Genomic DNA, 19,466 nt, shown 5'->3' on the forward strand with positions numbered 1-19,466 from the left:
CCGCCGGATCAGGGGGGTGCTTGCGCCTGATGACGAAGCGGCTGGTAGGACCGAGGCTCTTCACTTCGAACTTCCAGCTTCGGGCTTCAGCCTGGCAGGTCGATAGACCCGTACGTTCTGATGCCCTTCACAGAGCAGGTGATGAGCATGCAGGCGGCTCATGACACCTTTATCGCAGTACAGCAGGTACTGGCGATTTACATCCAGTTCCTTGAAGCGATTGTTGATGGCATAGAAAGGCATTGTTTGCACTTCGATGCCGCTTAGTTGCAGGGGTTCGTCCTCGACCTCGTCCGGGTGACGAATGTCGAGAATGACCTGGCCGGCAGTCGGCTCGGCCACATGTTCAACCTGGACATCCTCGCCCAGCTCGTCGATCACCTGATCGATGGGCACCTGGCGGGCATTTTCCAGGGCGCGCTCCAGCACGCTCATGTCGAACTGCTTTTCTTCGTGTTCGATGCGGTAGCGCTTGGCCTTGGTGGTCGGGTTCTTGGAGATCACGCCGCAATACTCGGGCATGTTCTTGGCGAACTCGGCCGTGCCGATCTCGAACGCGGTATTGATGATGTCCTGCTTGTGCGCAGCGATCAGCGGGCGCAGCACCAGCATGTCGGTGGCCGAGTCGATCACCGAGAGGTTGGGCAGCGTCTGGCTGGAAACCTGCGAAATCGCCTCGCCGGTGACCAGCGCATCGATATGCAGGCGCTCGGCGATCTGCGTGGAGGCGCGCAGCATCATGCGCTTGAGCACTACGCCCATCTGGCTGTTGTCGACCTTTTCGAGGATCTCACCAACCACTTCCTCGAACGGCACGCTGATAAACAGCACGCGATGGGAGCTGCCGTATTTCTTCCACAGATAATGGGCGACTTCCATCACGCCCAGCTCGTGGGCGCGGCCGCCGAGGTTGAAGAAGCAGAAATGCGTCATCAGCCCGCGGCGCATCATCTGGTAAGCGGCGACGGTGGAGTCGAACCCGCCCGACATCAGCACCAGGGTCTGCTCCAGCGCACCCAGCGGATAGCCGCCGATGCCGTCATGCTGGGCATGCACCACGAACAGGCGCTGGTCGCGGATTTCCATGCGCACTTCGATTTCGGGCGCTTTCAAGGAGATTCCCGCCGCACCACATTCCGCACGCAAACGGCTGCCGACAAGGCGTTCGACGTCCATCGAGCTGAACGAATGCTTGCCTGCACGCTTGCAGCGCACTGCGAAGATCTTCCCGGGCAGGCGGTCGGCAAAGTGCGCCTTGCACTTCTCGAAGATGTCGTCCAGATCGCCCAACGGATATTCGTGAACTTCCAGACAATGCCCGATACCGGGCGTGCAGCGCAGGCGCTCGATCATCTCGCGCAGCACCTTCACGTCGCTGATATCGGTTTCCACCTCGATGTTGTCCCACACCCCGGCCACCCGCAGGTCGGGATCGAGCTCGCGCAACACGGTGCGGATGTTCTTCGCCAACTGGCGAATGAAGCCCTTGCGCACCGGTGGGCTCTTGATGGTGATTTCGGGGAAAACCTTGACGATCAGCTTCATTTGAAAGCGCACACGCGCCGGCATGGCAAAAAAAGAGGGGGGCGGAGTATACCGGAACTGATCAACTTTCAGGCAGTTTTCTGCTCTTGTGCCATGGAAAGCGTGCCGACCGGTCAATTGCCCCTAAATCGCTCGAAAATCCGAAGCGGCGCACTATTATGGTGCATTAAATCGACTTTGACGGTCATACGAAAAGTCGCGCCCCGGAAAAGCGCCCCGACTAAGGTTCCCCTGCCCGCAAAAGAGCGATGGCACGCAAATTGCTCTCTTGTGAGGCAGGTCGCCTTGGCGGAACATCGCCGCCCGGCTTCACCCTGCTTCGGAAGCATCCCCTGTCAGCGCTTCCACTATTTGGAGAACACCATGTCGAAGTCGCTTCAACTGATCAAAGATTACGATGTGAAGTGGATTGATCTGCGCTTCACAGACACCAAAGGCAAACAGCATCACGTCACCATTCCGGCACGCGACGCCGAGGATGAGGACTTCTTCGAACACGGCAAGATGTTCGACGGTTCTTCCATCCAGGGCTGGAAGGGGATTGAAGCCTCCGACATGATCCTGATGCCGGTCGACGAAACCGCCGTGCTTGATCCGTTCACCGAGGAGCCGACGCTGATTCTGGTCTGCGATATCGTCGAGCCGAGCACCATGCAAGGCTACGACCGCGACCCGCGCTCCATCGCCAAGCGTGCCGAGGAATTCCTCAAGTCCACCGGCATCGGCGACACCGTGTTTGTCGGTCCGGAGCCTGAGTTCTTCATCTTCGATCAGGTGAAGTTCAAGTCCGACATCTCCGGCTCGATGTTCAAGATCTACTCCGAGCAGGGTTCCTGGATGACCGACGGCGACGTCGAAGGCGGCAACAAGGGCCATCGCCCGGCTGTCAAGGGTGGCTATTTCCCGGTTCCGCCGTGCGACCACGACCATGAAATCCGTACTGCCATGTGCAACGCCATGGAAGAAATGGGCCTGGTTGTTGAAGTCCACCACCACGAAGTGGCAACTGCCGGCCAGAACGAAATCGGCGTCAAGTTCAACACCCTGGTGAAAAAGGCTGACGAAGTTCAGACCCTCAAGTACTGCGTGCACAACGTCGCCGACGCCTATGGCAAGACCGCGACTTTCATGCCCAAGCCTCTGTATGGCGACAACGGCAGCGGCATGCACGTGCACATGTCCATCTCCAAGGATGGCAAGAACACCTTCGCAGGCGAAGGCTATGCCGGCCTGTCGGAAACCGCCCTGTACTTCATCGGCGGCATCATCAAGCACGGCAAGGCACTGAACGGCTTCACCAACCCGTCGACCAACTCCTACAAGCGTCTGGTCCCGGGCTTCGAAGCGCCTGTGATGCTGGCCTACTCGGCACGCAACCGCTCCGCCTCCATCCGCATTCCTTACGTGTCGAGCCCGAAAGCCCGCCGTATCGAAGCACGCTTCCCGGACCCGGCCGCCAACCCCTACCTGTGCTTCGCTGCACTGCTGATGGCCGGTATCGACGGCATCCAGAACAAGATTCACCCCGGCGATGCCGCCGACAAGAACCTCTACGATCTGCCGCCGGAAGAAGGCAAGCTGATCCCGCAGGTTTGCGGCAGCCTCAAGGAAGCACTGGAAGCACTGGACGAAGGCCGCGCGTTCCTGACCAAGGGCGGCGTATTCAGCGATGATTTCATCGACGCCTTCCTGGAGCTCAAGCGCGAGGAAGAGATCAAGGTGCGCACCTTTGTGCATCCGCTGGAATATGAGCTGTACTACAGCGTTTGATCTAGCTGCCTGATCACACAAGGCCTCCTTCGGGAGGCCTTGTTGTTTCTGGGCAGGTTTCAGGAGTGGCGCACTCACCCCGTAGGAGCAGGCCATGCCTGCGAACCAGAGCCTACCCCCATGAAAACCAGGGCGCCTTCAATCCAAGCAGCCGTAGCGCTCGAATAACAGCCGCAGCCTCCGCGGGGTAGCCTTTCGCGGGCATGGCCCGCTCCCACTGAAAAAGCAAAGTGTTGCACTCACCCCTGTAGGAGCAGGCCATGCCTGCGAACCAGAGCCTACGCCCCATGAAAACCTTCAGGGCGCCTTCAATCCAAGCAGCCGTAGCGCTCGAATAGAGGCCGCAGCCTCAGCGGGGTAGCATTTCGCGGGCATGGCCCGCTCCCACTGAAAAGCAAAGTGTTGCACTCACCCCTGTAGGAGCAGGCCATGCCTGCGAACCAGAGCCTACGCCCCATGAAAACCTTCGGGGCGACCTCAATCAAAGCAGCCGTAGCGCTCGAATAGAGGCCGCTACCTCGGCTGGGTGGTACTTTCGCGGGCATGGCCCGCTCCCACCAAAAGCGCGTGCAGCGGGCTGCGGCGAATGCAGGCCGCAGGCCCACGGACCTTACTTGGCCACCGCAGCTTGTCGCCGCTCGCAAATCCTGCCGAACGAACTTGCCTGTCGGCCAAAGCGGTGCAAGGCTTCAGCCTTCTTCCCACGCGGAGCTTCCCATGCGCACTGCATTGATCAGCCTGCTCATGATCCTCGCCACCAGCGCCACGGCCGAGATCTACAAATACACCGACGACAAGGGCAACACGGTATTCACCAACCAGCTGCCCGACGGCGTGGTGGCCGATGAAGTGAAGCTGCCGCCAGCCAATACCGTGAACATCAAAACCCCCGACATGCCGCCACCCCTGGCCGACGATCGCCAGGACGAACAGCGCCAGCCTTACCGAAGCCTGAGCATTGGCGGCATTCCTGACGACGAGGCCCTGCGCGCCAACAACGGCACCTTTACCGTCACTGCCCTGCTGGACCCGCCCCTGCAACAGGGCCACCAGGTGCGCTTCCTGCTTGATGGCATTCCACAGGCCCCGGCCAGTCCCAGCACCTCGTTGCAACTGAACAACGTCGATCGCGGCACCCATCGCCTGGAAATCGAGGTGCTGTCCGGCGAACGTGTGCTGCAGCGCGCCATGCAAACCTTCACCGTGCAGCGCGTGCACGTCTCCAGCCCGGCGCGCCGATGACCCGTACCGCTCTGCTCGGCCTGCTGCTGATGCTGGCTCTCCCGGCAGCAGGCCAGATCTATTCCTATATCGACGACCAGGGCAACCGCGTCTTTACCGACCGCCCCGCCGGTCGTGCCGCCGAACAGGTTCAGTCCAAGCCCATCAACAGCATGCCGGCCATGCCCGTTGCCACGCCGACACCTTCCAGGCGCCAAGCCGATACCGAGCCCGCTGCTTATTACCGACAGCTGAACATCCTCCAGCCGGAAGCGGACGCCACCATCCGCGACAATGCCGGCTCGCTCGTTGTCATCCTGAGCAGTGAGCCGGCCCTGCAACCCGGCCATCAATATCGGCTGCTGCTGGACGGCAACCCGATCGCCACCAGCGATGCCGCGACCCTGGCCTTGGAATATGTGGACCGCGGCACTCACCAGCTGACGGTGGAAATCATCGACAACCAGGGAAAAACGCTGCTGCACAGTGCACCCCAGACCTTTCACATGATGCGCACCTCGCTGGCCCAGCGGCGCATGGTGAGGCCGTGCCAGAAGGCTGATTACGGCGTACGCCCCGAATGTCCGCTGAAGGACAAGCCTGTCGAGAAGAAAAACATTCCTTTCGCGCCCTTTCTGTGAGCATGCTATGCACCTAAGTGGTGCACGAACATTCCTATTGGTGAGGGCGCCTTCCTCCGCCGATCGTGCCAACTCGGTGCAATTCGCTTTTCTCCAAGGAAACAGACACTTGGTTTGCTTCTTGCATTTGCCGCATTCCATACCGGATGCAGACCGCCATGATCAACGAAGCCCTGCAACGCCTGCTGATCGAGAACCTGACCACCGCAACCCTGTTGCTGGATTCGCGCCTGCACCTCGAATACATGAACCCGGCGGCGGAGATGCTGCTTGCCGTCAGCGGCCAGCGCAGCCATGGCCAGTTCATTAGCGAGCTGTTTACCGAATCGGCCGAAGCGCTGTCCGCGCTGCGCCAGGCAGTGGCCGAGGCGCATCCTTTTACCAAGCGTGAAGCGACGCTCACTTCAGCCAGCGGCCAGTCACTGACAGTCGATTACGCGGTCACACCGATTCTCAACCGCCAGCAGACCTGGCTGCTGCTGGAAGTGCTGCCCCGCGACCGTCTGCTTCGCATCAGCAAGGAAGAAGCACAGCTATCCACGCAGGAAACCACCCGCATGCTGGTGCGTGGCCTGGCTCACGAGATCAAGAACCCATTGGGCGGTATTCGCGGCGCGGCACAGCTGCTGGCCCGCGAGCTGCCCGGCGAGCACCTCGCCGACTACACCGCAGTGATCATCGAGGAAGCCGACCGGTTGCGAAATCTGGTGGACCGCATGCTCGGCTCCAACAAGCTGCCGTCGCTGACCAAGACCAACATCCATGAAGTGCTTGAGCACGTCGCGAGCCTGATCGAAGCCGAGAGCCAGGGCAATCTGACCCTGGTGCGCGACTACGACCCGAGCATCCCGGAGCTGCTGATGGACCGCGAGCAGATGATCCAGGCCGTGCTCAACATCATGCGCAACGCCATGCAGGCGCTTACTGCGCAAAGCGAACTGGGCCTTGCCCGCCTGACCCTGCGCACCCGCACCCTGCGCCAGTTCACCATCGGCCATGTGCGCCATCGACTGGTGGCACGCATCGAGATCATCGACAACGGCCCCGGCATCCCCGCCGAACTGCAGAACACCCTCTTCTACCCCATGGTCAGCGGCCGCCCGGACGGCACCGGCCTGGGCCTGGCCATCACCCAGAACATCGTCAGCCAGCATCAGGGCCTGATCGAATGCGAGAGCCATCCTGGCCATACCGCGTTCTCACTCTTCCTGCCGCTGGAACAAGGAGCCTCTTGAGCATGAGCCAAAGCGAAAATATCTGGATCGTCGATGACGACCGCTCCATCCGCTGGGTGCTGGAAAAGGCCCTGCAACAGGAAGGCATGGCTACCCAGAGCTTCGATAGCGCCGACGGCGTCCTCGCCCGCCTGGCCCGCCAGCAGCCGGACGTGATCATTTCCGACATCCGCATGCCCGGTGCCAGCGGCCTGGAGATGCTGGCGCAGATTCGCGCCCAGTACCCGCGCCTTCCGGTGATCATCATGACCGCGCACTCGGACCTCGACAGCGCGGTTGCCTCCTATCAGGGCGGTGCCTTCGAGTACCTGCCCAAGCCGTTCGACGTCGATGATGCGGTGGCGCTGGTCAAGCGCGCCCAGCTGCACACCCGCGAACAGCAGAGCCAGCAGGAGCCTGCCAGCCGCCATCACACCCCGGAAATCATCGGCGAAGCGCCGGCGATGCAGGAGGTGTTCCGCGCCATCGGTCGCCTCAGCCACTCCAACATCACGGTGCTGATCAATGGTGAATCCGGCACCGGCAAGGAGCTGGTCGCTCACGCCCTGCACCGCCACAGTCCCAGAGCCCAGTCGCCGTTCATCGCGCTGAACATGGCGGCGATTCCCAAGGATCTGATGGAGTCCGAGCTGTTCGGCCACGAGAAAGGCGCGTTTACCGGCGCGGCCAACCAGCGCCGCGGGCGCTTCGAACAGGCCGATGGCGGCACCCTGTTTCTCGACGAGATCGGCGATATGCCGGCCGATACACAAACCCGCTTACTGCGCGTGCTGGCCGATGGCGAGTTCTACCGGGTCGGCGGCCATACGCCGGTCAAGGTGGACGTGCGCATCATCGCTGCCACCCACCAGGATCTGGAAGGCCTGGTCCAGGCCGGCAAGTTTCGCGAAGACCTGTTTCACCGGCTGAACGTCATTCGCATCCATATTCCACGTCTGGCCGACCGGCGTCAGGATATTCCGGCCCTGGCCGAACACTTTCTGGCCAGCGCCGCCCAAGAACTGGCAGTGGAAACCAAGCTGCTGCGCCCGGAAACCGCGCAGTACCTGCAGAACCTGGCGTGGCCGGGCAACGTTCGCCAACTGGAAAACACCTGCCGCTGGATCACGGTGATGGCCTCCGGGCGCGAGGTGCATATCGATGACCTGCCGCCGGAGCTTCTCAGCCAGCCCGGCGACGCCCCGCCGCTGCACAACTGGGAACAGGCGCTGCGCCATTGGGCCGATCATGCTCTGACCCTCGGCCAGACCGGCCTGCTTGATGAAGCAGTGCCGACCTTCGAGCGGATCATGATCGAAACCGCGCTCAAGCACACCGCCGGCCGCCGTCGCGACGCCGCCCAGCTGCTGGGCTGGGGCCGCAATACCCTGACCCGCAAGATCAAGGAGCTGGGCATGGGCGATGCGGGCGAAGAAGAGGATGAGGAATAAGCTGGAGAAGCGGAATGTGGTGTTTCGCTCGGTGGGACGATAAAAACGCATAGCCTGGTAGGAGCAGGCCATACCTGCGAACGGGGCACCACTCGCACGTAACCTTTCGCGGGCATGGCCCGCCCACCGAAAAAGCAGAGTGTTGCACTCACCCTGTAGGAGCAGGCCATGCCTGCGAACGGGGCACCACTCGCACGTAACCTTCGCGGGCATGGCCCGCTCCCACCAAATCGTTAGTCCACTGCCGGTCGCAGCTCCAAAAGCCAGTCTCCGCCCACTTCTAGCTCAGTTGCCTGCACCCGTAGCGCTCTCAACGCGACCAGATGCAGCGTCAGGCCATGCTCGGCAGGCTGCACGCGCCAGCGAATATTCTCGCCGTTGAAGCGCAGCTGCCCGGCTCCCTCGCTTCCACGAGCCTGCAGCAGCAAAGCGTAGGCGCCGTCGATAAGCTCCTCGCGATAGGCCGTCTGTTGATTGAAGCGCAGCACCAGCCCATCCTCTACGGCCTGCACATCGATCAACCGCGCCGGTTCCGGCGTCGTCAGCCGCCCGATCATCATTCCCACCAGCAGGCCGATCAGCACCAGCGAGCCGAAAAAGCGCCAGCGCATGCGCGATAGCGGATCGTCCGCCGCAGGGTCGCCTGGCGCAGTAGAATGCTCGCCGTTATCCGACTCAGTGCCCGCCATGTTCCAAGTGATCCTTTTTCAGCCGGAAATCCCGCCCAATACCGGCAACATTATCAGGCTCTGCGCCAATGCCGGCTGCGGTCTGCACCTGATCGAACCACTGGGCTTCGAGCTGGATGACAAGCGCCTGCGCCGCGCCGGCCTGGACTACCACGAATACGCACCGCTCCAGCGCCATGCCGACCTGGACAGCTGCCTGGCCAGCCTCGGCCATCCGCGCCTGTTCGGCTTTACCACCAAGGGCTCACAGCCTTTTCATGAAGTGAAGTTCGAGCGCGGCGATGCCTTCCTCTTCGGCCCGGAAAGCCGCGGCCTTCCCGCCGAGATTCGCGACGCGCTGCCGGAGGATCGCCGCCTGCGCCTGCCGATGCGCCCCGACTGCCGCAGCCTCAACCTCTCCAATACCGTTGCCGTGGCCGTCTATGAAGCCTGGCGCCAGCTCGACTTCGCCATGGACTGAGCCGGAAAGATACGCACACGTTTCAGGGCTGAACGTTCCGTGCCGCACCACGTCGTAACTTGAACTCCCGCAACACCCAGGAGAACGACGTGAGCCAGCCAACCTTCAAGCCCTACCACGCGCCCGCCGGTGGCTGGGGTTCGGCCTATTCGGTCGCCAACATCCTGATCCGCGAAAAGATTCCGCTATCCGGCGCCTCGCTGCTGCTCAAGCAGAACAAGCCCATCGACGGCTTCGCCTGCGTCAGCTGCGCCTGGGCAAAACCGCATCCGACACGGCCGCTGTCGTTCTGCGAGAACGGCGCCAAGGCCACTGCCTGGGAAAACACCACGCGCCGCTGCGGCCCCGAGTTCTTTGCCGCGCATACCGTCACCGAGCTGCTCAACTGGACGGACTTCGACCTGGAAAATCAGGGCCGCCTGACCCATCCAATGCGCTACGACGCCGCCAGCGACCGGTATCGGGAAGTCACATGGGAGCAGGCGTTCGCCGAGATCGGTGACGAACTCAAGGCCATGTCTGACCCGAATCAGGTGGTGTTCTACATGTCCGGGCGCGCCTCGCTGGAGACCGCCTACATGTATGCGCTGCTGGCGCGGATGTACGGCACCAACAATCTGCCGGACAGCTCCAACATGTGCCACGAAAGCTCCTCGGTGGCGCTGCCGGAAAGCATTGGCGTGCCGGTGGCGACCGTCACCCTGAACGATATGGAGCGGACCGACGGGCTGTTCTTCTTTGGCCAGAATACCGGCACCAGCAGCCCGCGCATGCTTCATGAGCTGCAGGATGCCCGCAAGCGCGGCGCCGAGATCGTGACCTTCAACCCCATTCGCGAACGCGGGCTGGAGCGCTTCGTCGACCCGCAATCGCCGCGCGAAATGCTCTCACCAGACAGCACGGTGATCAGCACCCAGTATCACCAGCTGGCTATCGGCGGCGACATTGCCGCCGTTACCGGCATCTGCAAGGCGCTGCTGGCGATGGACGATGCCGCCCAGCAGAACGGCCAGGCGCGGGTGCTGGACCTGGACTTCATCGCCCAGCACACCCAGGGTTTCGAGGCCTTCGCGCAGTGGGTACGCAACCATCGCTGGCCGGTCTTGGAGCGCCGCTCGGGCCTCAGCCGAACCGCCATGGAAGCGGCCGCCACCGCCTATGCGCGCTGCCAGCGGGTGATCGTGGCCTACGGCATGGGCATTACCCAGCACCGCCATGGCGTGGAAGCGATTCAGATGCTGGTCAACCTGTTGCTGTTGCGCGGCAATATGGGCAAGGAAGGCGCGGGCATCCTTCCGGTACGCGGGCACTCCAACGTGCAAGGCCAGCGCACCGTCGGCATCACCGAGAAGGCCGAAAAGGTGCCGGCGGATAATCTGCGCCGGCAGTTCGGTTTCGAGCCGCCCAGCGAGGACGGCGTGAACACAGTGGAAGCCTGCGAGGGGATCATCGCCGGCCGCATCAGGGGCTTTATCGCCATGGGTGGCAACTTCACCCGCGCGGTGCCGGATACTTCGCAGATCGAGCCGGCCTGGCGCAAACTTCGGCTCTCCGTGCAGGTATCCACCAAGCTCAACCGCAACCACCTGATTACCGGCGAGGTGTCCTATATCCTGCCGTGCCTGGGCCGCACCGAAATCGACCACCAGGCCAGCGGTGAACAGCGCCACACCACCGAAGACAGCACCGGCTGCATCCGTGCCTGGCGTGGCGCGGCCGAGCCGGCGGGCGAGTTGCTATTGTCCGAGCCGGATATCGTCGCGCGGCTGGCCAAGACCACGCTGCAACCCAATCCGCTACTCAACTGGGACGCCTGGGTCGGCAACTACGATCTGGTCCGCGACGCCATCGCCGAGAGTTACCCGGAAATCTTCCATGATTTCAACGTGCGCATGATGGAGCCCGGCGGCTTCCATCGCCCGCTCGGCGCCAGCCAGCGCAAATGGGACACCGACACCGGCAAGGCCAACTTCATCACGCCGCCAGAGCTGGCGGCAGACCCCGACACCGAGCGCGGCGGCCATGAACAGCACGATGTGCTGCAGCTGATGACGATACGCAGCAACGACCAGTTCAACACTACCGTGTACGGCTACAACGATCGCTTCCGCGGCATTCATGGCTCGCGCATGGTGATCCTGATGAACCGCAACGACATCGTGCGCCTGGGCCTGGTCGAGGGTGATCAGATCGAAGCGGTGACCGAGGTCGACGACGGCGTGCACCGCTCGGTCGGCCCGCTGCGCGTGACGCCCTATGACATTCCCGAAGGCTGCTGCGCCGGCTACTACCCCGAGTGCAACGTGCTGCTGCCGGTCTGGCACCACGCCAAACGCAGCAAGGTGCCGGCGGCGAAATCGATTCCGGTGCGGTTGCGCAAGGTCATCGCCATGGCCAGCGCACGAGCCGCGCCGGTTGATCCGGCTCCGCCGAACAGTGCCGGTACGGCTTGATACCTGCCCCGCCTCGCACTCTGGGGCCGAATAAATTCGGCCCTACGGATCGTGCCTGCGTCTGATGGCATGTATTGCCGCCTCGATCGGTTGAAAAGCCCGCAGGCCTCCCCCATATCAACCGCATTCGGGCATTTATCGCCCCGCTGCGTGGAGATTTTCCTTTGACCACCATCGTTTCAGTGCGCCGCAACGGCAAAGTCGTCATGGGCGGCGACGGCCAGGTTTCCCTCGGCAATACCGTGATGAAAGGCAACGCCAAAAAGGTTCGCCGCCTCTATCACGGCCAGGTGCTGGCCGGCTTCGCTGGCGCCACCGCCGACGCCTTCACCCTGTTCGAACGCTTCGAGGGCCAGCTGGAAAAGCACCAGGGCCATCTGGTGCGCGCCGCCGTCGAGCTGGCCAAGGACTGGCGTACCGACCGCTCCCTGAGCCGCCTGGAAGCCATGCTCGCCGTGGCCAACAAGGACGCTTCGCTGATCATCACCGGCAACGGCGACGTGGTGCAGCCCGAGGATGACCTGATCGCCATGGGCTCCGGTGGCGGCTTTGCCCAGGCTGCAGCCATGGCTCTGCTGCGCAAGGGTGGCGAAGAAATGTCCGCCCAGGAAATCGCCGAGACTGCGCTGAACATCGCCGGCAGCATCTGCGTCTTTACCAATCAGAATCTGACCATTGAGGAGCTGGACAGCGCCGTCTGACAGACCGATGAAAAACTGCCTGCGCGGACATACGACGCCTCGTCCTGCCCGCCTGGCCTAGGTTGATCAACGGCCTGCTTACCAGCTGCCAGCTTCCCGGAGTACCGCACCATGTCCATGACGCCCCGCGAGATCGTCCACGAACTCAACCGCCATATCATCGGCCAGGACGACGCCAAGCGTGCCGTCGCCATCGCCTTGCGCAACCGCTGGCGCCGTATGCAGTTGCCTGCCGAGCTGCGCCCTGAAGTCACACCAAAGAACATCCTGATGATCGGCCCCACCGGTGTCGGCAAGACCGAAATCGCCCGTCGCCTGGCCAAGCTGGCCAACGCGCCCTTTATCAAGGTGGAAGCGACCAAGTTCACCGAAGTCGGCTATGTCGGACGCGATGTCGAGTCCATCATCCGCGATCTGGCCGATGCTGCGCTGAAGATGCTGCGCGAGCAGGAAGTGCAGAAGATGCGTCACCGCGCGGAGGACGCCGCTGAGGACCGTATTCTCGACGCGTTGCTGCCGCCGGCCCGCCCTGGCTTCAACGAAGACCCGGCGCCGAGCACCGATTCCAACACTCGCCAGCTGTTCCGCAAGCGCCTGCGCGAAGGTCAGCTGGACGACAAGGAAATCGAAATCGAAGTGGCGGAAAGCCCGGCCGGCGTCGAGATCATGGCCCCTCCCGGCATGGAGGAAATGACCAGCCAGCTGCAGAACCTCTTCGCCAACATGGGCAAGGGCAAGAAGAAGAGCCGCAAGCTGAAGATCAAGGAAGCCTTCAAGCTGGTCCGCGACGAGGAAGCCGCGCGCCTGGTCAACGAGGAAGAGCTCAAGGCCCGTGCGCTGGAGGCGGTGGAGCAGAATGGCATCGTCTTCATCGACGAAATCGACAAGGTGGCCAAGCGCGGCAACACCAGCGGCGCCGACGTTTCCCGTGAGGGCGTGCAGCGCGATCTGCTGCCGCTGATCGAGGGCAGCACGGTCAACACCAAGCTGGGCATGGTCAAAACCGATCACATCCTGTTCATCGCCAGCGGTGCATTCCACCTGTCCAAGCCCAGCGATCTGGTGCCTGAGCTGCAAGGTCGCCTGCCGATCCGCGTGGAACTCAAGCCGCTGTCGCCGGAAGACTTCGAGCGCATCCTTACCGAACCGCACGCCTCCCTCACCGAGCAGTACAGTGCGCTGCTCAAGACCGAGGGTCTGGGCATTGAATTCATGCCCGACGGCATCAAGCGCATCGCCGAGATCGCCTGGCAGGTCAACGAGAAGACCGAGAACATCGGCGCTCGCCGCCTGCATACTCTGCTTGAGCGCCTGCTTGAAGAAGTCTCCTTCAGCGCCGGTGACCTGGCCGGCCAGCAGAACGGCGAGCCGATCCGCATCGACACCGCCTACGTCAACGAACACCTGGGCGAGCTGGCCGAAGACGAAGACCTGTCGCGTTACATTCTTTAAGCAGGACCAGGCGTAGGGCGGATCAATGCTTAACCGATCCGCCGATCGTAGATTCCGGCGTGTAAGATGCTACTGGCTTGCACGTCGGATGACGCTTCGCCCCCGGATTACGCCTACGGCTAATCCAGGCTACGGTTGGGCGAAAGTTCAGCCTCCAGCTTCCAGCCTCTCATCGGTTTTTTCTCATGCGCATCCCCACACAAATCAAACTCCGCAAGGCCTCGAAAACACTAGAGCTGGAATACGGCCCCAACGAGCGCTACAGCCTGCCGGCCGAATTTCTGCGGGTACTTTCGCCCTCCGCCGAAGTTCAAGGCCACGGCAATCCGGTGTTGCAGACCGGCAAGATCAACGTCGCCATCGAAGGCGTGGAGCCGGCCGGACAGTACGCACTGAAACTGACTTTCAGCGATGGCCACGACAGCGGCCTGTACAGCTGGGACTACCTGGACCAACTGTCGCGCAACCAGCAACAGCTCTGGGATGACTACCTCGATGAATTGGCCAAGGCCGGCAAATCCCGTGATCCGGATATTTCTCCGGTAAAGATCATGCTCTAACGAACACCCGTCAATGCCGAATCCGCCGCCTTGCGGCGGATTCGCCTGCACGACAGACAGCCCGCCTTGTTATCACACGGTCAAACCGTGCCCGCCCGGTCAAATTTCGACGAGCTATCCGACTATTAGCTAAAGAAACCAGTGTTTCTGGCCGCTATAGCCGGTAACCGCCTGCACCATTGAGGGGCATTCACGCCCCACAAAGTGGCAACTAGCCTGCGTCCTTGCTCTCGGAGCCATTCGCCATGTCCCGTTTTTTCGACAATCTGCCCATCACGCGCAAGCTGGGGCTGGGTTTCTGTTTCATGATCGCGCTGACACTGCTGGTGTCAGTCATCGCCTTCACCAGCATGGGCAATTTGCTGGAGCGCAACCAGAAGCAGACGACCCTGGCTGATATCCAGGAGCTGTCTCACACCCTGAACGCCGCCCGTGCCCAGTTCGAGCAGAACGCCAGCGAAAGCCACGCCGAAGCAGTACGCAGCCGTGCAGACGAGATCCGCCGGCATGTGGAGGCCATCAGCACCACGCTGACTTCCGCCGATGATCAACGCGACGTCGCCGCCCTACTGGAAAATATCTCCGCCATAGAGCAGGCCTTTCAGGCGCTACAGCAAGCCCGCGAAAATCGCGAGCAGAGCCGTGCCGTAATGGTCAGCAGTGCCGGGCAGGCATTGACGGCGCTGGGCGAGCTGGAAGAGCAAATCTTCGACGCGCTTGAGCGCACGCCCGAGGATTACGCTGTGGTCCAGCAGGCCCGCGCGCTGGCCGAACTGACTCGACGCGTGCTGGAAACCCGCTACATGGTGCGTGGATACGTCTTTCAGCTAACCGAAGAAGCTGCGCAGATCGCTTTCGCCGGTCTCGACCGGGCGCACCAGCAAGCCGCCCAGCTGCGCAGCCTGCTCCCCGTCGACCAGCAGACCCAGCTGCTGCGGATGGCCGCCAGCCTGGATCACTATCGTGAAGCCATCGACGCCTTCAAGGTGGGCATGGAAACCACCCTCGCCGCGCGCGGTGAGCTGCAGGCGGGCATCACCGGGCTACTGGAGACCAGCAACCGCATGTACCTGAATCAGCAGCGCAAGATGCTTGCCGACTCGCAGCAGGCACGCACCCAGACGCTGCTGACTGCCCTGGCCAGCATTCTGCTGGGTGTGGTGACAGCCTGGTTTATCGCCCGCCAGATCGTCATGCCACTGCGTCATACGCTGGGCATGGCGCAACGCATCGCTGACGGCGACCTCGGCGGGGAAGATGCTGACTACGCCCGCGACGAGCTGGGCCAGATGGAATACGCCATGCAGGACATGCGCCGCAGTCTGCGCAGCCTGATCGGCAACATCGACAGCAGCGCGACACAGATCGCCGCCGCGGCCGAAGAGCTGTCCGCGGTAACCGAGCAAACCAGCGCCGGGGTCAACGACCAGCGTCAGGAGACCGATCAGGTGGCCACAGCGGTGAACGAAATGGCCGCAACCGTACAAGACGTCGCGCGCAATGCGGTCGAAGCCGCCCAGGCTACTTCCGTCGCGGATCAGCAAGCCAACGAAGGTGAGCGGGTGGTCGGCGAAGCACTGACACAGATCGAACAGATGGCAGCACAGGTGGACCGCACCAGCGAAGCCATGTCGCATCTGCGCCGTGACAGCGACGCCATCGGCAGCGTGCTGGATGTGATCAAGGAGGTCGCCGAGCAAACCAACCTGCTAGCCCTTAACGCGGCCATCGAAGCCGCCCGCGCGGGCGAAGCCGGGCGCGGTTTTGCAGTGGTCGCCGATGAAGTGCGCGGCCTCGCCCAACGCACCCGCAGCTCCACCGAGGAGATCGAGAAGCTCATCGGCACCCTGCATGTCAGCTCCGAAAACGCCAGCCGGCTTATGCAGGACAACCAGCAGCTGAGCGCCAGCACCGTGGAGCTGACCCGCAGCGCCGGCCAGGCCCTGGAACAGATCGCGCGCACCGTCTCCTCAATTCAGGGCATGAACCAGCAGATCGCAGCGGCAGCCGAGCAGCAGAGCGCAGTGGCGGAGGAAATCAACCGCAGCGTCATCAGCGTGCGCGACATTTCCATGCAGACCGCCACCGCCAGCGACGAAACAGCGCGGGCCAGTACCGAGCTGGCTCAGCTGGGTAATGCTCTGCAGCAGCAGATTGGGCGCTTCCGTCTCTGATTCATAACTGCACCGGACCTGCCAGCCGCGGCAGGTCCGGCCCGTGGAGCCCGTGCTTTGAAGCTTGTCGCGCCCTTTTCGGTTTAGAATGCTCGGCACATTCTTCCGGTGACAGTGACATGACCGATCCTCGCAAAGAGCATGACGCAGAACCCATCACCCACTTCGGCTACAAGAACGTGCCGGAGAGCGAAAAAGCCCACAAGGTAGCCGAAGTCTTCCACTCGGTAGCCGCCAAGTACGACCTGATGAACGACCTGATGTCCGGCGGCGTACACCGGCTCTGGAAGCGCTTTACCATCGAGTTGTCCGGGGTGCGCCACGGCAATCGCGTACTGGATATCGCCGGCGGCACGGGCGATCTGGCGCGGCAGTTCTCGCGCATCGTCGGCCCCACCGGCGAAGTGGTGCTGGCCGACATCAACGCTTCGATGCTCAGGGTTGGCCGTGACAAGCTGCTGGACAAGGGCGTGGCCGGCAATATCAGCTTCGTTCAGGCCGACGCCGAGAAGCTGCCCTTCCCGGACAACCACTTCGATGTGGTCACCATTGCCTTCGGCCTGCGCAACGTCACCCACAAGGAAGACGCCATCGCCTCCATGCTGCGCGTGCTCAAGCCGGGCGGGCGCCTGTTGGTGCTGGAGTTCTCCAAGCCCACCAATCAACTGTTCTCCAAGGCCTACGACGCCTATTCGTTCAGCCTGCTGCCGATGATGGGCAAGCTGATCACCAACGATGCCGACAGCTACCGCTACCTGGCCGAGTCGATCCGCATGCACCCGGACCAGGAAACCCTCAAGGGCATGATGGCCGCCGCCGGTTTCGAGCGCGTGACCTACCACAACATGACCGGCGGCATCGTCGCCCTGCACCGCGGCATCAAACCCTGATGCTGCAGCTTGCCGTGCTGGCCGCAGCCGAACGCGGCATCAATCGCGTGCTCAGCCTCGACCCGACTGCCCTGCCGCGGTTGGCTCGACTGAGCGGGCGCGTCATTGAGATCGACTGCACGGCGCCGGCCTGGCGCCTGTTCGTGCTTGCCGACGGCGAAGGCCTGCGGCTGGCGACGGACTGGGGCAGCGAGCCCGACTGTCGCCTGCGTGCGCCGGCTTCGAGCCTGGCGCAGCTGGCCCTGAGCCGCAACAAGACCGCCGTGCTGCACGGTCCGGAAGTCGAGATCGACGGCGACAGCGCGCTGCTGATGCAGCTTGCCGAAGTGCTGCAGGACCTGGAGCTGGACTGGGAATACGAGGTATCGCGCTGGCTCGGCCCGGTCGCCAGCCAGATGCTCGGTAGCAGCCTGCGCAGGCCTCTGGCCTGGGCCCGACAGAGCGGCAGCAGCCTGCGCCTGAGCCTGGCCGACTACCTCGCCGAAGAATCCCGCACCCTGGTCGGCAACAACGAAGCGCAAGCCCGCTTTGACGAGATCGACCGGCTCAAGCTGGCACTCGACCGCCTCGAAGCCCGGGTCGAGCGCCTCACTCACTCTCTGCAGCCAGATCAAGCCGAATGAAGCTGTTTGCCGCCACCCGCCGCCTGTTCCGCATCCTGCTGGTGGTGATTCGTTACCGCCTGGATGATCTCATCCTCGATCTGCCGATGCCCTGGTGGCTGCGCACCAGCGGCTATCTGCTGCCCTGGCGCTGGCTGCCACGCCGGCGCAGCGAGCTGTCCCGTGGCGCACGCCTGCGCCTGGCGCTGGAAGGCCTCGGGCCGATCTTTATCAAGTTCGGGCAGATTCTCTCGACCCGTCGCGATCTGCTGCCGCTGGATATTGCCGAAGAGCTGGCGTTGCTGCAGGACCGCGTCCCGCCATTCGACTCGGCCACCGCCATCAGCCTGATCGAACGCCAGTTGGGCGCACCGGTGGACGAGGTGTTCGCGCACTTCGAGAGCACGCCGTTGGCCTCGGCTTCGGTGGCGCAGGTGCACGCGGCACGCCTGCGCAGCGGCGAAGAGGTGGTGGTCAAGGTGGTACGGCCCAATCTCAAGCCGATCATCAACCAGGATCTGGCCTGGCTGTTCATGCTCGCCAGAGGCGCCGAACGCGCCTCGGTCGACGCCCGCCGCCTGCATCTGGTGGAGGTGGTCGAGGATTACGCCAAGACCATCCATGACGAGCTCGACCTGCTGCGCGAGGCCGCCAATGCCAGCCAGCTGAGGCGCAACTTCCAGAACTCGCCGCTGCTTTATGTGCCTCAGGTCTACTGGGATTACTGCCGTCCGCAGGTGCTGGTGACGGAGCGCATCTACGGCGTGCCGGTCACCGACATGAAACAGCTGGCCCAACAGCGCACCGACATGAAGCAGCTGGCCGAGCGCGGCGTGGAGATCTTCTTCACCCAGGTGTTCCGCGACAGCTTCTTCCACGCCGACATGCACCCCGGCAACATCTTCGTCAGCACCCAGCAGCCGTGGAACCCGCAGTACATCGCCGTGGACTTCGGCATCGTCGGCAGCCTCACCCCCGAGGATCAGGATTACCTGGCGCGCAACCTGATGGCCTTCTTCAAGCGCGACTACCGCAAGGTCGCGCAACTGCACATCGATTCGGGCTGGGTGCCAGCGGAAACCAAGGTCAACGAGTTCGAGGCGGCGATCCGTACCGTCTGCGAGCCCATCTTCGAGAAGCCGCTCAAGGACATCTCCTTCGGCCAGCTTCTGGTACGCCTGTTCCAGGTGGCCCGGCGCTTCAACATGGAGGTGCAGCCGCAGCTGGTGCTGCTGCAGAAGACCCTGCTCAACATCGAAGGCCTGGGCCGCGAGCTGTATCCCGACCTGGACCTGTGGAGCACCGGCCAACCCTACCTGGAGCGCTGGATGCGCGAGCGCATGAGCCCCAAGCAGATCCTGAAGAACGTGCAGGGCCAGATCGAGCAGATCCCGCATCTGGCCAGCATGGCCCGGGAGCTGCTCGAACACATGTCCCAACCCCATGCCGACAACCCGGCCCCGCCCTGGCGCGAACATCGCCGTGGCTGGCTGCTGCGGCTGATTGGCGCAGCATTGCTCGCCGGCGGCGCCGTTCTGGCGGCTGGCAGCGAGGCATTGGTTGCCGTTGACAGCTGGCCGGCGTGGGTGATGCTCGGGGCCGGGGCGTACATCGTTGTGCGCCGATAGCCACGACCGATTCGG

At 62.9% G+C, this 19,466-nt stretch carries 16 protein-coding genes and 1 pseudogene; 15 read left to right on the forward strand and 2 right to left on the reverse strand.

What is annotated here, in order from left to right; translation table 11 throughout:
* Nucleotides 1-60: 60 nt before the first annotated feature.
* On the reverse strand, nucleotides 61-1,545 hold the full coding sequence (gene thiI / locus BN1079_RS11955; protein WP_037026885.1) for a tRNA uracil 4-sulfurtransferase ThiI: 1,485 nt from the start codon (nucleotides 1,543-1,545) through the stop codon (nucleotides 61-63).
* A 363-nt stretch (nucleotides 1,546-1,908) separates the two neighbouring features.
* On the opposite strand from thiI, the gene glnA reads away from it, so the two are divergent.
* The 5 genes from glnA (at nucleotide 1,909) to ntrC (ending at nucleotide 7,842) form a co-directional block, all read left to right on the forward strand.
* Nucleotides 1,909-3,315: a glutamate--ammonia ligase gene (gene glnA / locus BN1079_RS11960; protein ID WP_037026887.1), complete on the forward strand. Its 1,407-nt coding sequence runs from the start codon at nucleotides 1,909-1,911 to the stop codon at nucleotides 3,313-3,315.
* Between the two features lie 717 nt (nucleotides 3,316-4,032).
* A complete protein-coding gene (locus BN1079_RS11965; RefSeq protein WP_037024653.1) occupies nucleotides 4,033-4,557 on the forward strand; it encodes a DUF4124 domain-containing protein in 525 nt (174 codons plus the stop codon).
* Nucleotides 4,554-5,177: a DUF4124 domain-containing protein gene (locus tag BN1079_RS11970; protein ID WP_037024654.1), complete on the forward strand. Its 624-nt coding sequence runs from the start codon at nucleotides 4,554-4,556 to the stop codon at nucleotides 5,175-5,177. Before BN1079_RS11965 ends, BN1079_RS11970 begins: the two co-directional genes overlap by 4 nt.
* Before the next feature lie 158 nt (nucleotides 5,178-5,335).
* Nucleotides 5,336-6,412 carry a nitrogen regulation protein NR(II) gene (glnL, locus tag BN1079_RS11975; protein WP_037024655.1) on the forward strand — a complete coding sequence of 359 codons (1,077 nt, stop codon included), beginning with the start codon at nucleotides 5,336-5,338 and terminating at the stop codon, nucleotides 6,410-6,412.
* 2 nt (nucleotides 6,413-6,414) lie between these two features.
* Entirely contained in the window at nucleotides 6,415-7,842 is a 1,428-nt protein-coding gene (ntrC, locus tag BN1079_RS11980) for a nitrogen regulation protein NR(I) (RefSeq protein WP_037024656.1), read from the forward strand.
* A 233-nt stretch (nucleotides 7,843-8,075) separates the two neighbouring features.
* Here ntrC and BN1079_RS11985 read toward each other — a convergent pair whose 3' ends face one another.
* Nucleotides 8,076-8,531: a hypothetical protein gene (locus BN1079_RS11985; RefSeq protein ID WP_037024657.1), complete on the reverse strand. Its 456-nt coding sequence runs from the start codon at nucleotides 8,529-8,531 to the stop codon at nucleotides 8,076-8,078.
* Between BN1079_RS11985 and trmL the strand changes: the two genes are divergently transcribed.
* The 10 genes and pseudogenes from trmL (at nucleotide 8,530) to ubiB (ending at nucleotide 19,451) form a co-directional block, all read left to right on the forward strand.
* Nucleotides 8,530-8,991 carry a tRNA (uridine(34)/cytosine(34)/5-carboxymethylaminomethyluridine(34)-2'-O)-methyltransferase TrmL gene (gene trmL, locus BN1079_RS11990; RefSeq protein WP_037024658.1) on the forward strand — a complete coding sequence of 154 codons (462 nt, stop codon included), beginning with the start codon at nucleotides 8,530-8,532 and terminating at the stop codon, nucleotides 8,989-8,991. The genes BN1079_RS11985 and trmL overlap by 2 nt on opposite strands.
* An 89-nt stretch (nucleotides 8,992-9,080) precedes the next feature.
* A complete protein-coding gene (locus BN1079_RS11995) occupies nucleotides 9,081-11,444 on the forward strand; it encodes an FdhF/YdeP family oxidoreductase (RefSeq protein ID WP_037024659.1) in 2,364 nt (787 codons plus the stop codon).
* A 164-nt stretch (nucleotides 11,445-11,608) separates the two neighbouring features.
* Nucleotides 11,609-12,145 carry an ATP-dependent protease subunit HslV gene (gene hslV / locus BN1079_RS12000; protein ID WP_037024660.1) on the forward strand — a complete coding sequence of 179 codons (537 nt, stop codon included), beginning with the start codon at nucleotides 11,609-11,611 and terminating at the stop codon, nucleotides 12,143-12,145.
* 111 nt (nucleotides 12,146-12,256) lie between these two features.
* Nucleotides 12,257-13,597 (forward strand): ATP-dependent protease ATPase subunit HslU, encoded by a 1,341-nt coding sequence (hslU, locus tag BN1079_RS12005; protein WP_037024662.1) that lies wholly within the window; start codon nucleotides 12,257-12,259, stop codon nucleotides 13,595-13,597.
* A gap of 185 nt (nucleotides 13,598-13,782) precedes the next feature.
* Nucleotides 13,783-14,157 (forward strand): gamma-butyrobetaine hydroxylase family protein, encoded by a 375-nt coding sequence (locus BN1079_RS12010; RefSeq protein WP_037024663.1) that lies wholly within the window; start codon nucleotides 13,783-13,785, stop codon nucleotides 14,155-14,157.
* A gap of 350 nt (nucleotides 14,158-14,507) precedes the next feature.
* Nucleotides 14,508-15,473, forward strand: a pseudogene (locus BN1079_RS18035) (methyl-accepting chemotaxis protein); the annotation flags it as partial.
* Nucleotides 15,474-15,626: 153 nt separating this feature from the next.
* Nucleotides 15,627-16,331, forward strand: a complete 705-nt coding sequence (locus BN1079_RS18040) for a methyl-accepting chemotaxis protein (RefSeq protein ID WP_414860265.1) — start codon at nucleotides 15,627-15,629, stop codon at nucleotides 16,329-16,331.
* Nucleotides 16,332-16,450: 119 nt separating this feature from the next.
* Nucleotides 16,451-17,221: a bifunctional demethylmenaquinone methyltransferase/2-methoxy-6-polyprenyl-1,4-benzoquinol methylase UbiE gene (gene ubiE, locus BN1079_RS12020; protein WP_037024667.1), complete on the forward strand. Its 771-nt coding sequence runs from the start codon at nucleotides 16,451-16,453 to the stop codon at nucleotides 17,219-17,221.
* Nucleotides 17,221-17,844, forward strand: coding sequence for a ubiquinone biosynthesis accessory factor UbiJ (locus tag BN1079_RS12025; RefSeq protein ID WP_037024669.1), 624 nt, complete (start codon nucleotides 17,221-17,223; stop codon nucleotides 17,842-17,844). The genes ubiE and BN1079_RS12025 overlap by 1 nt, the downstream gene beginning before the upstream one ends.
* Entirely contained in the window at nucleotides 17,841-19,451 is a 1,611-nt protein-coding gene (gene ubiB / locus BN1079_RS12030) for a ubiquinone biosynthesis regulatory protein kinase UbiB (RefSeq protein ID WP_037024671.1), read from the forward strand. Before BN1079_RS12025 ends, ubiB begins: the two co-directional genes overlap by 4 nt.
* The last annotated feature ends 15 nt before the right edge of the window (nucleotides 19,452-19,466 follow it).

The sequence above is a fragment of the Pseudomonas saudiphocaensis genome (assembly GCF_000756775.1).
Taxonomy (GTDB): Bacteria; Pseudomonadota; Gammaproteobacteria; order Pseudomonadales; family Pseudomonadaceae; genus Stutzerimonas; species Stutzerimonas saudiphocaensis.

Coding starts and splice junctions, on each gene's coding strand:
- thiI (WP_037026885.1), bottom strand. CDS start 1,545: ATGAAGCTGATCGTCAAGGTTTTCCCCGAAATCACCATCAAGAGCCCA.
- hslU (WP_037024662.1), top strand. CDS start 12,257: ATGTCCATGACGCCCCGCGAGATCGTCCACGAACTCAACCGCCATATC.
- ubiE (WP_037024667.1), top strand. CDS start 16,451: ATGACCGATCCTCGCAAAGAGCATGACGCAGAACCCATCACCCACTTC.
- glnA (WP_037026887.1), top strand. CDS start 1,909: ATGTCGAAGTCGCTTCAACTGATCAAAGATTACGATGTGAAGTGGATT.
- glnL (WP_037024655.1), top strand. CDS start 5,336: ATGATCAACGAAGCCCTGCAACGCCTGCTGATCGAGAACCTGACCACC.
- BN1079_RS12025 (WP_037024669.1), top strand. CDS start 17,221: ATGCTGCAGCTTGCCGTGCTGGCCGCAGCCGAACGCGGCATCAATCGC.
- BN1079_RS11970 (WP_037024654.1), top strand. CDS start 4,554: ATGACCCGTACCGCTCTGCTCGGCCTGCTGCTGATGCTGGCTCTCCCG.
- BN1079_RS18040 (WP_414860265.1), top strand. CDS start 15,627: ATGGCCGCAACCGTACAAGACGTCGCGCGCAATGCGGTCGAAGCCGCC.
- ntrC (WP_037024656.1), top strand. CDS start 6,415: ATGAGCCAAAGCGAAAATATCTGGATCGTCGATGACGACCGCTCCATC.
- BN1079_RS12010 (WP_037024663.1), top strand. CDS start 13,783: ATGCGCATCCCCACACAAATCAAACTCCGCAAGGCCTCGAAAACACTA.
- BN1079_RS11965 (WP_037024653.1), top strand. CDS start 4,033: ATGCGCACTGCATTGATCAGCCTGCTCATGATCCTCGCCACCAGCGCC.
- trmL (WP_037024658.1), top strand. CDS start 8,530: ATGTTCCAAGTGATCCTTTTTCAGCCGGAAATCCCGCCCAATACCGGC.
- BN1079_RS11985 (WP_037024657.1), bottom strand. CDS start 8,531: ATGGCGGGCACTGAGTCGGATAACGGCGAGCATTCTACTGCGCCAGGC.
- ubiB (WP_037024671.1), top strand. CDS start 17,841: ATGAAGCTGTTTGCCGCCACCCGCCGCCTGTTCCGCATCCTGCTGGTG.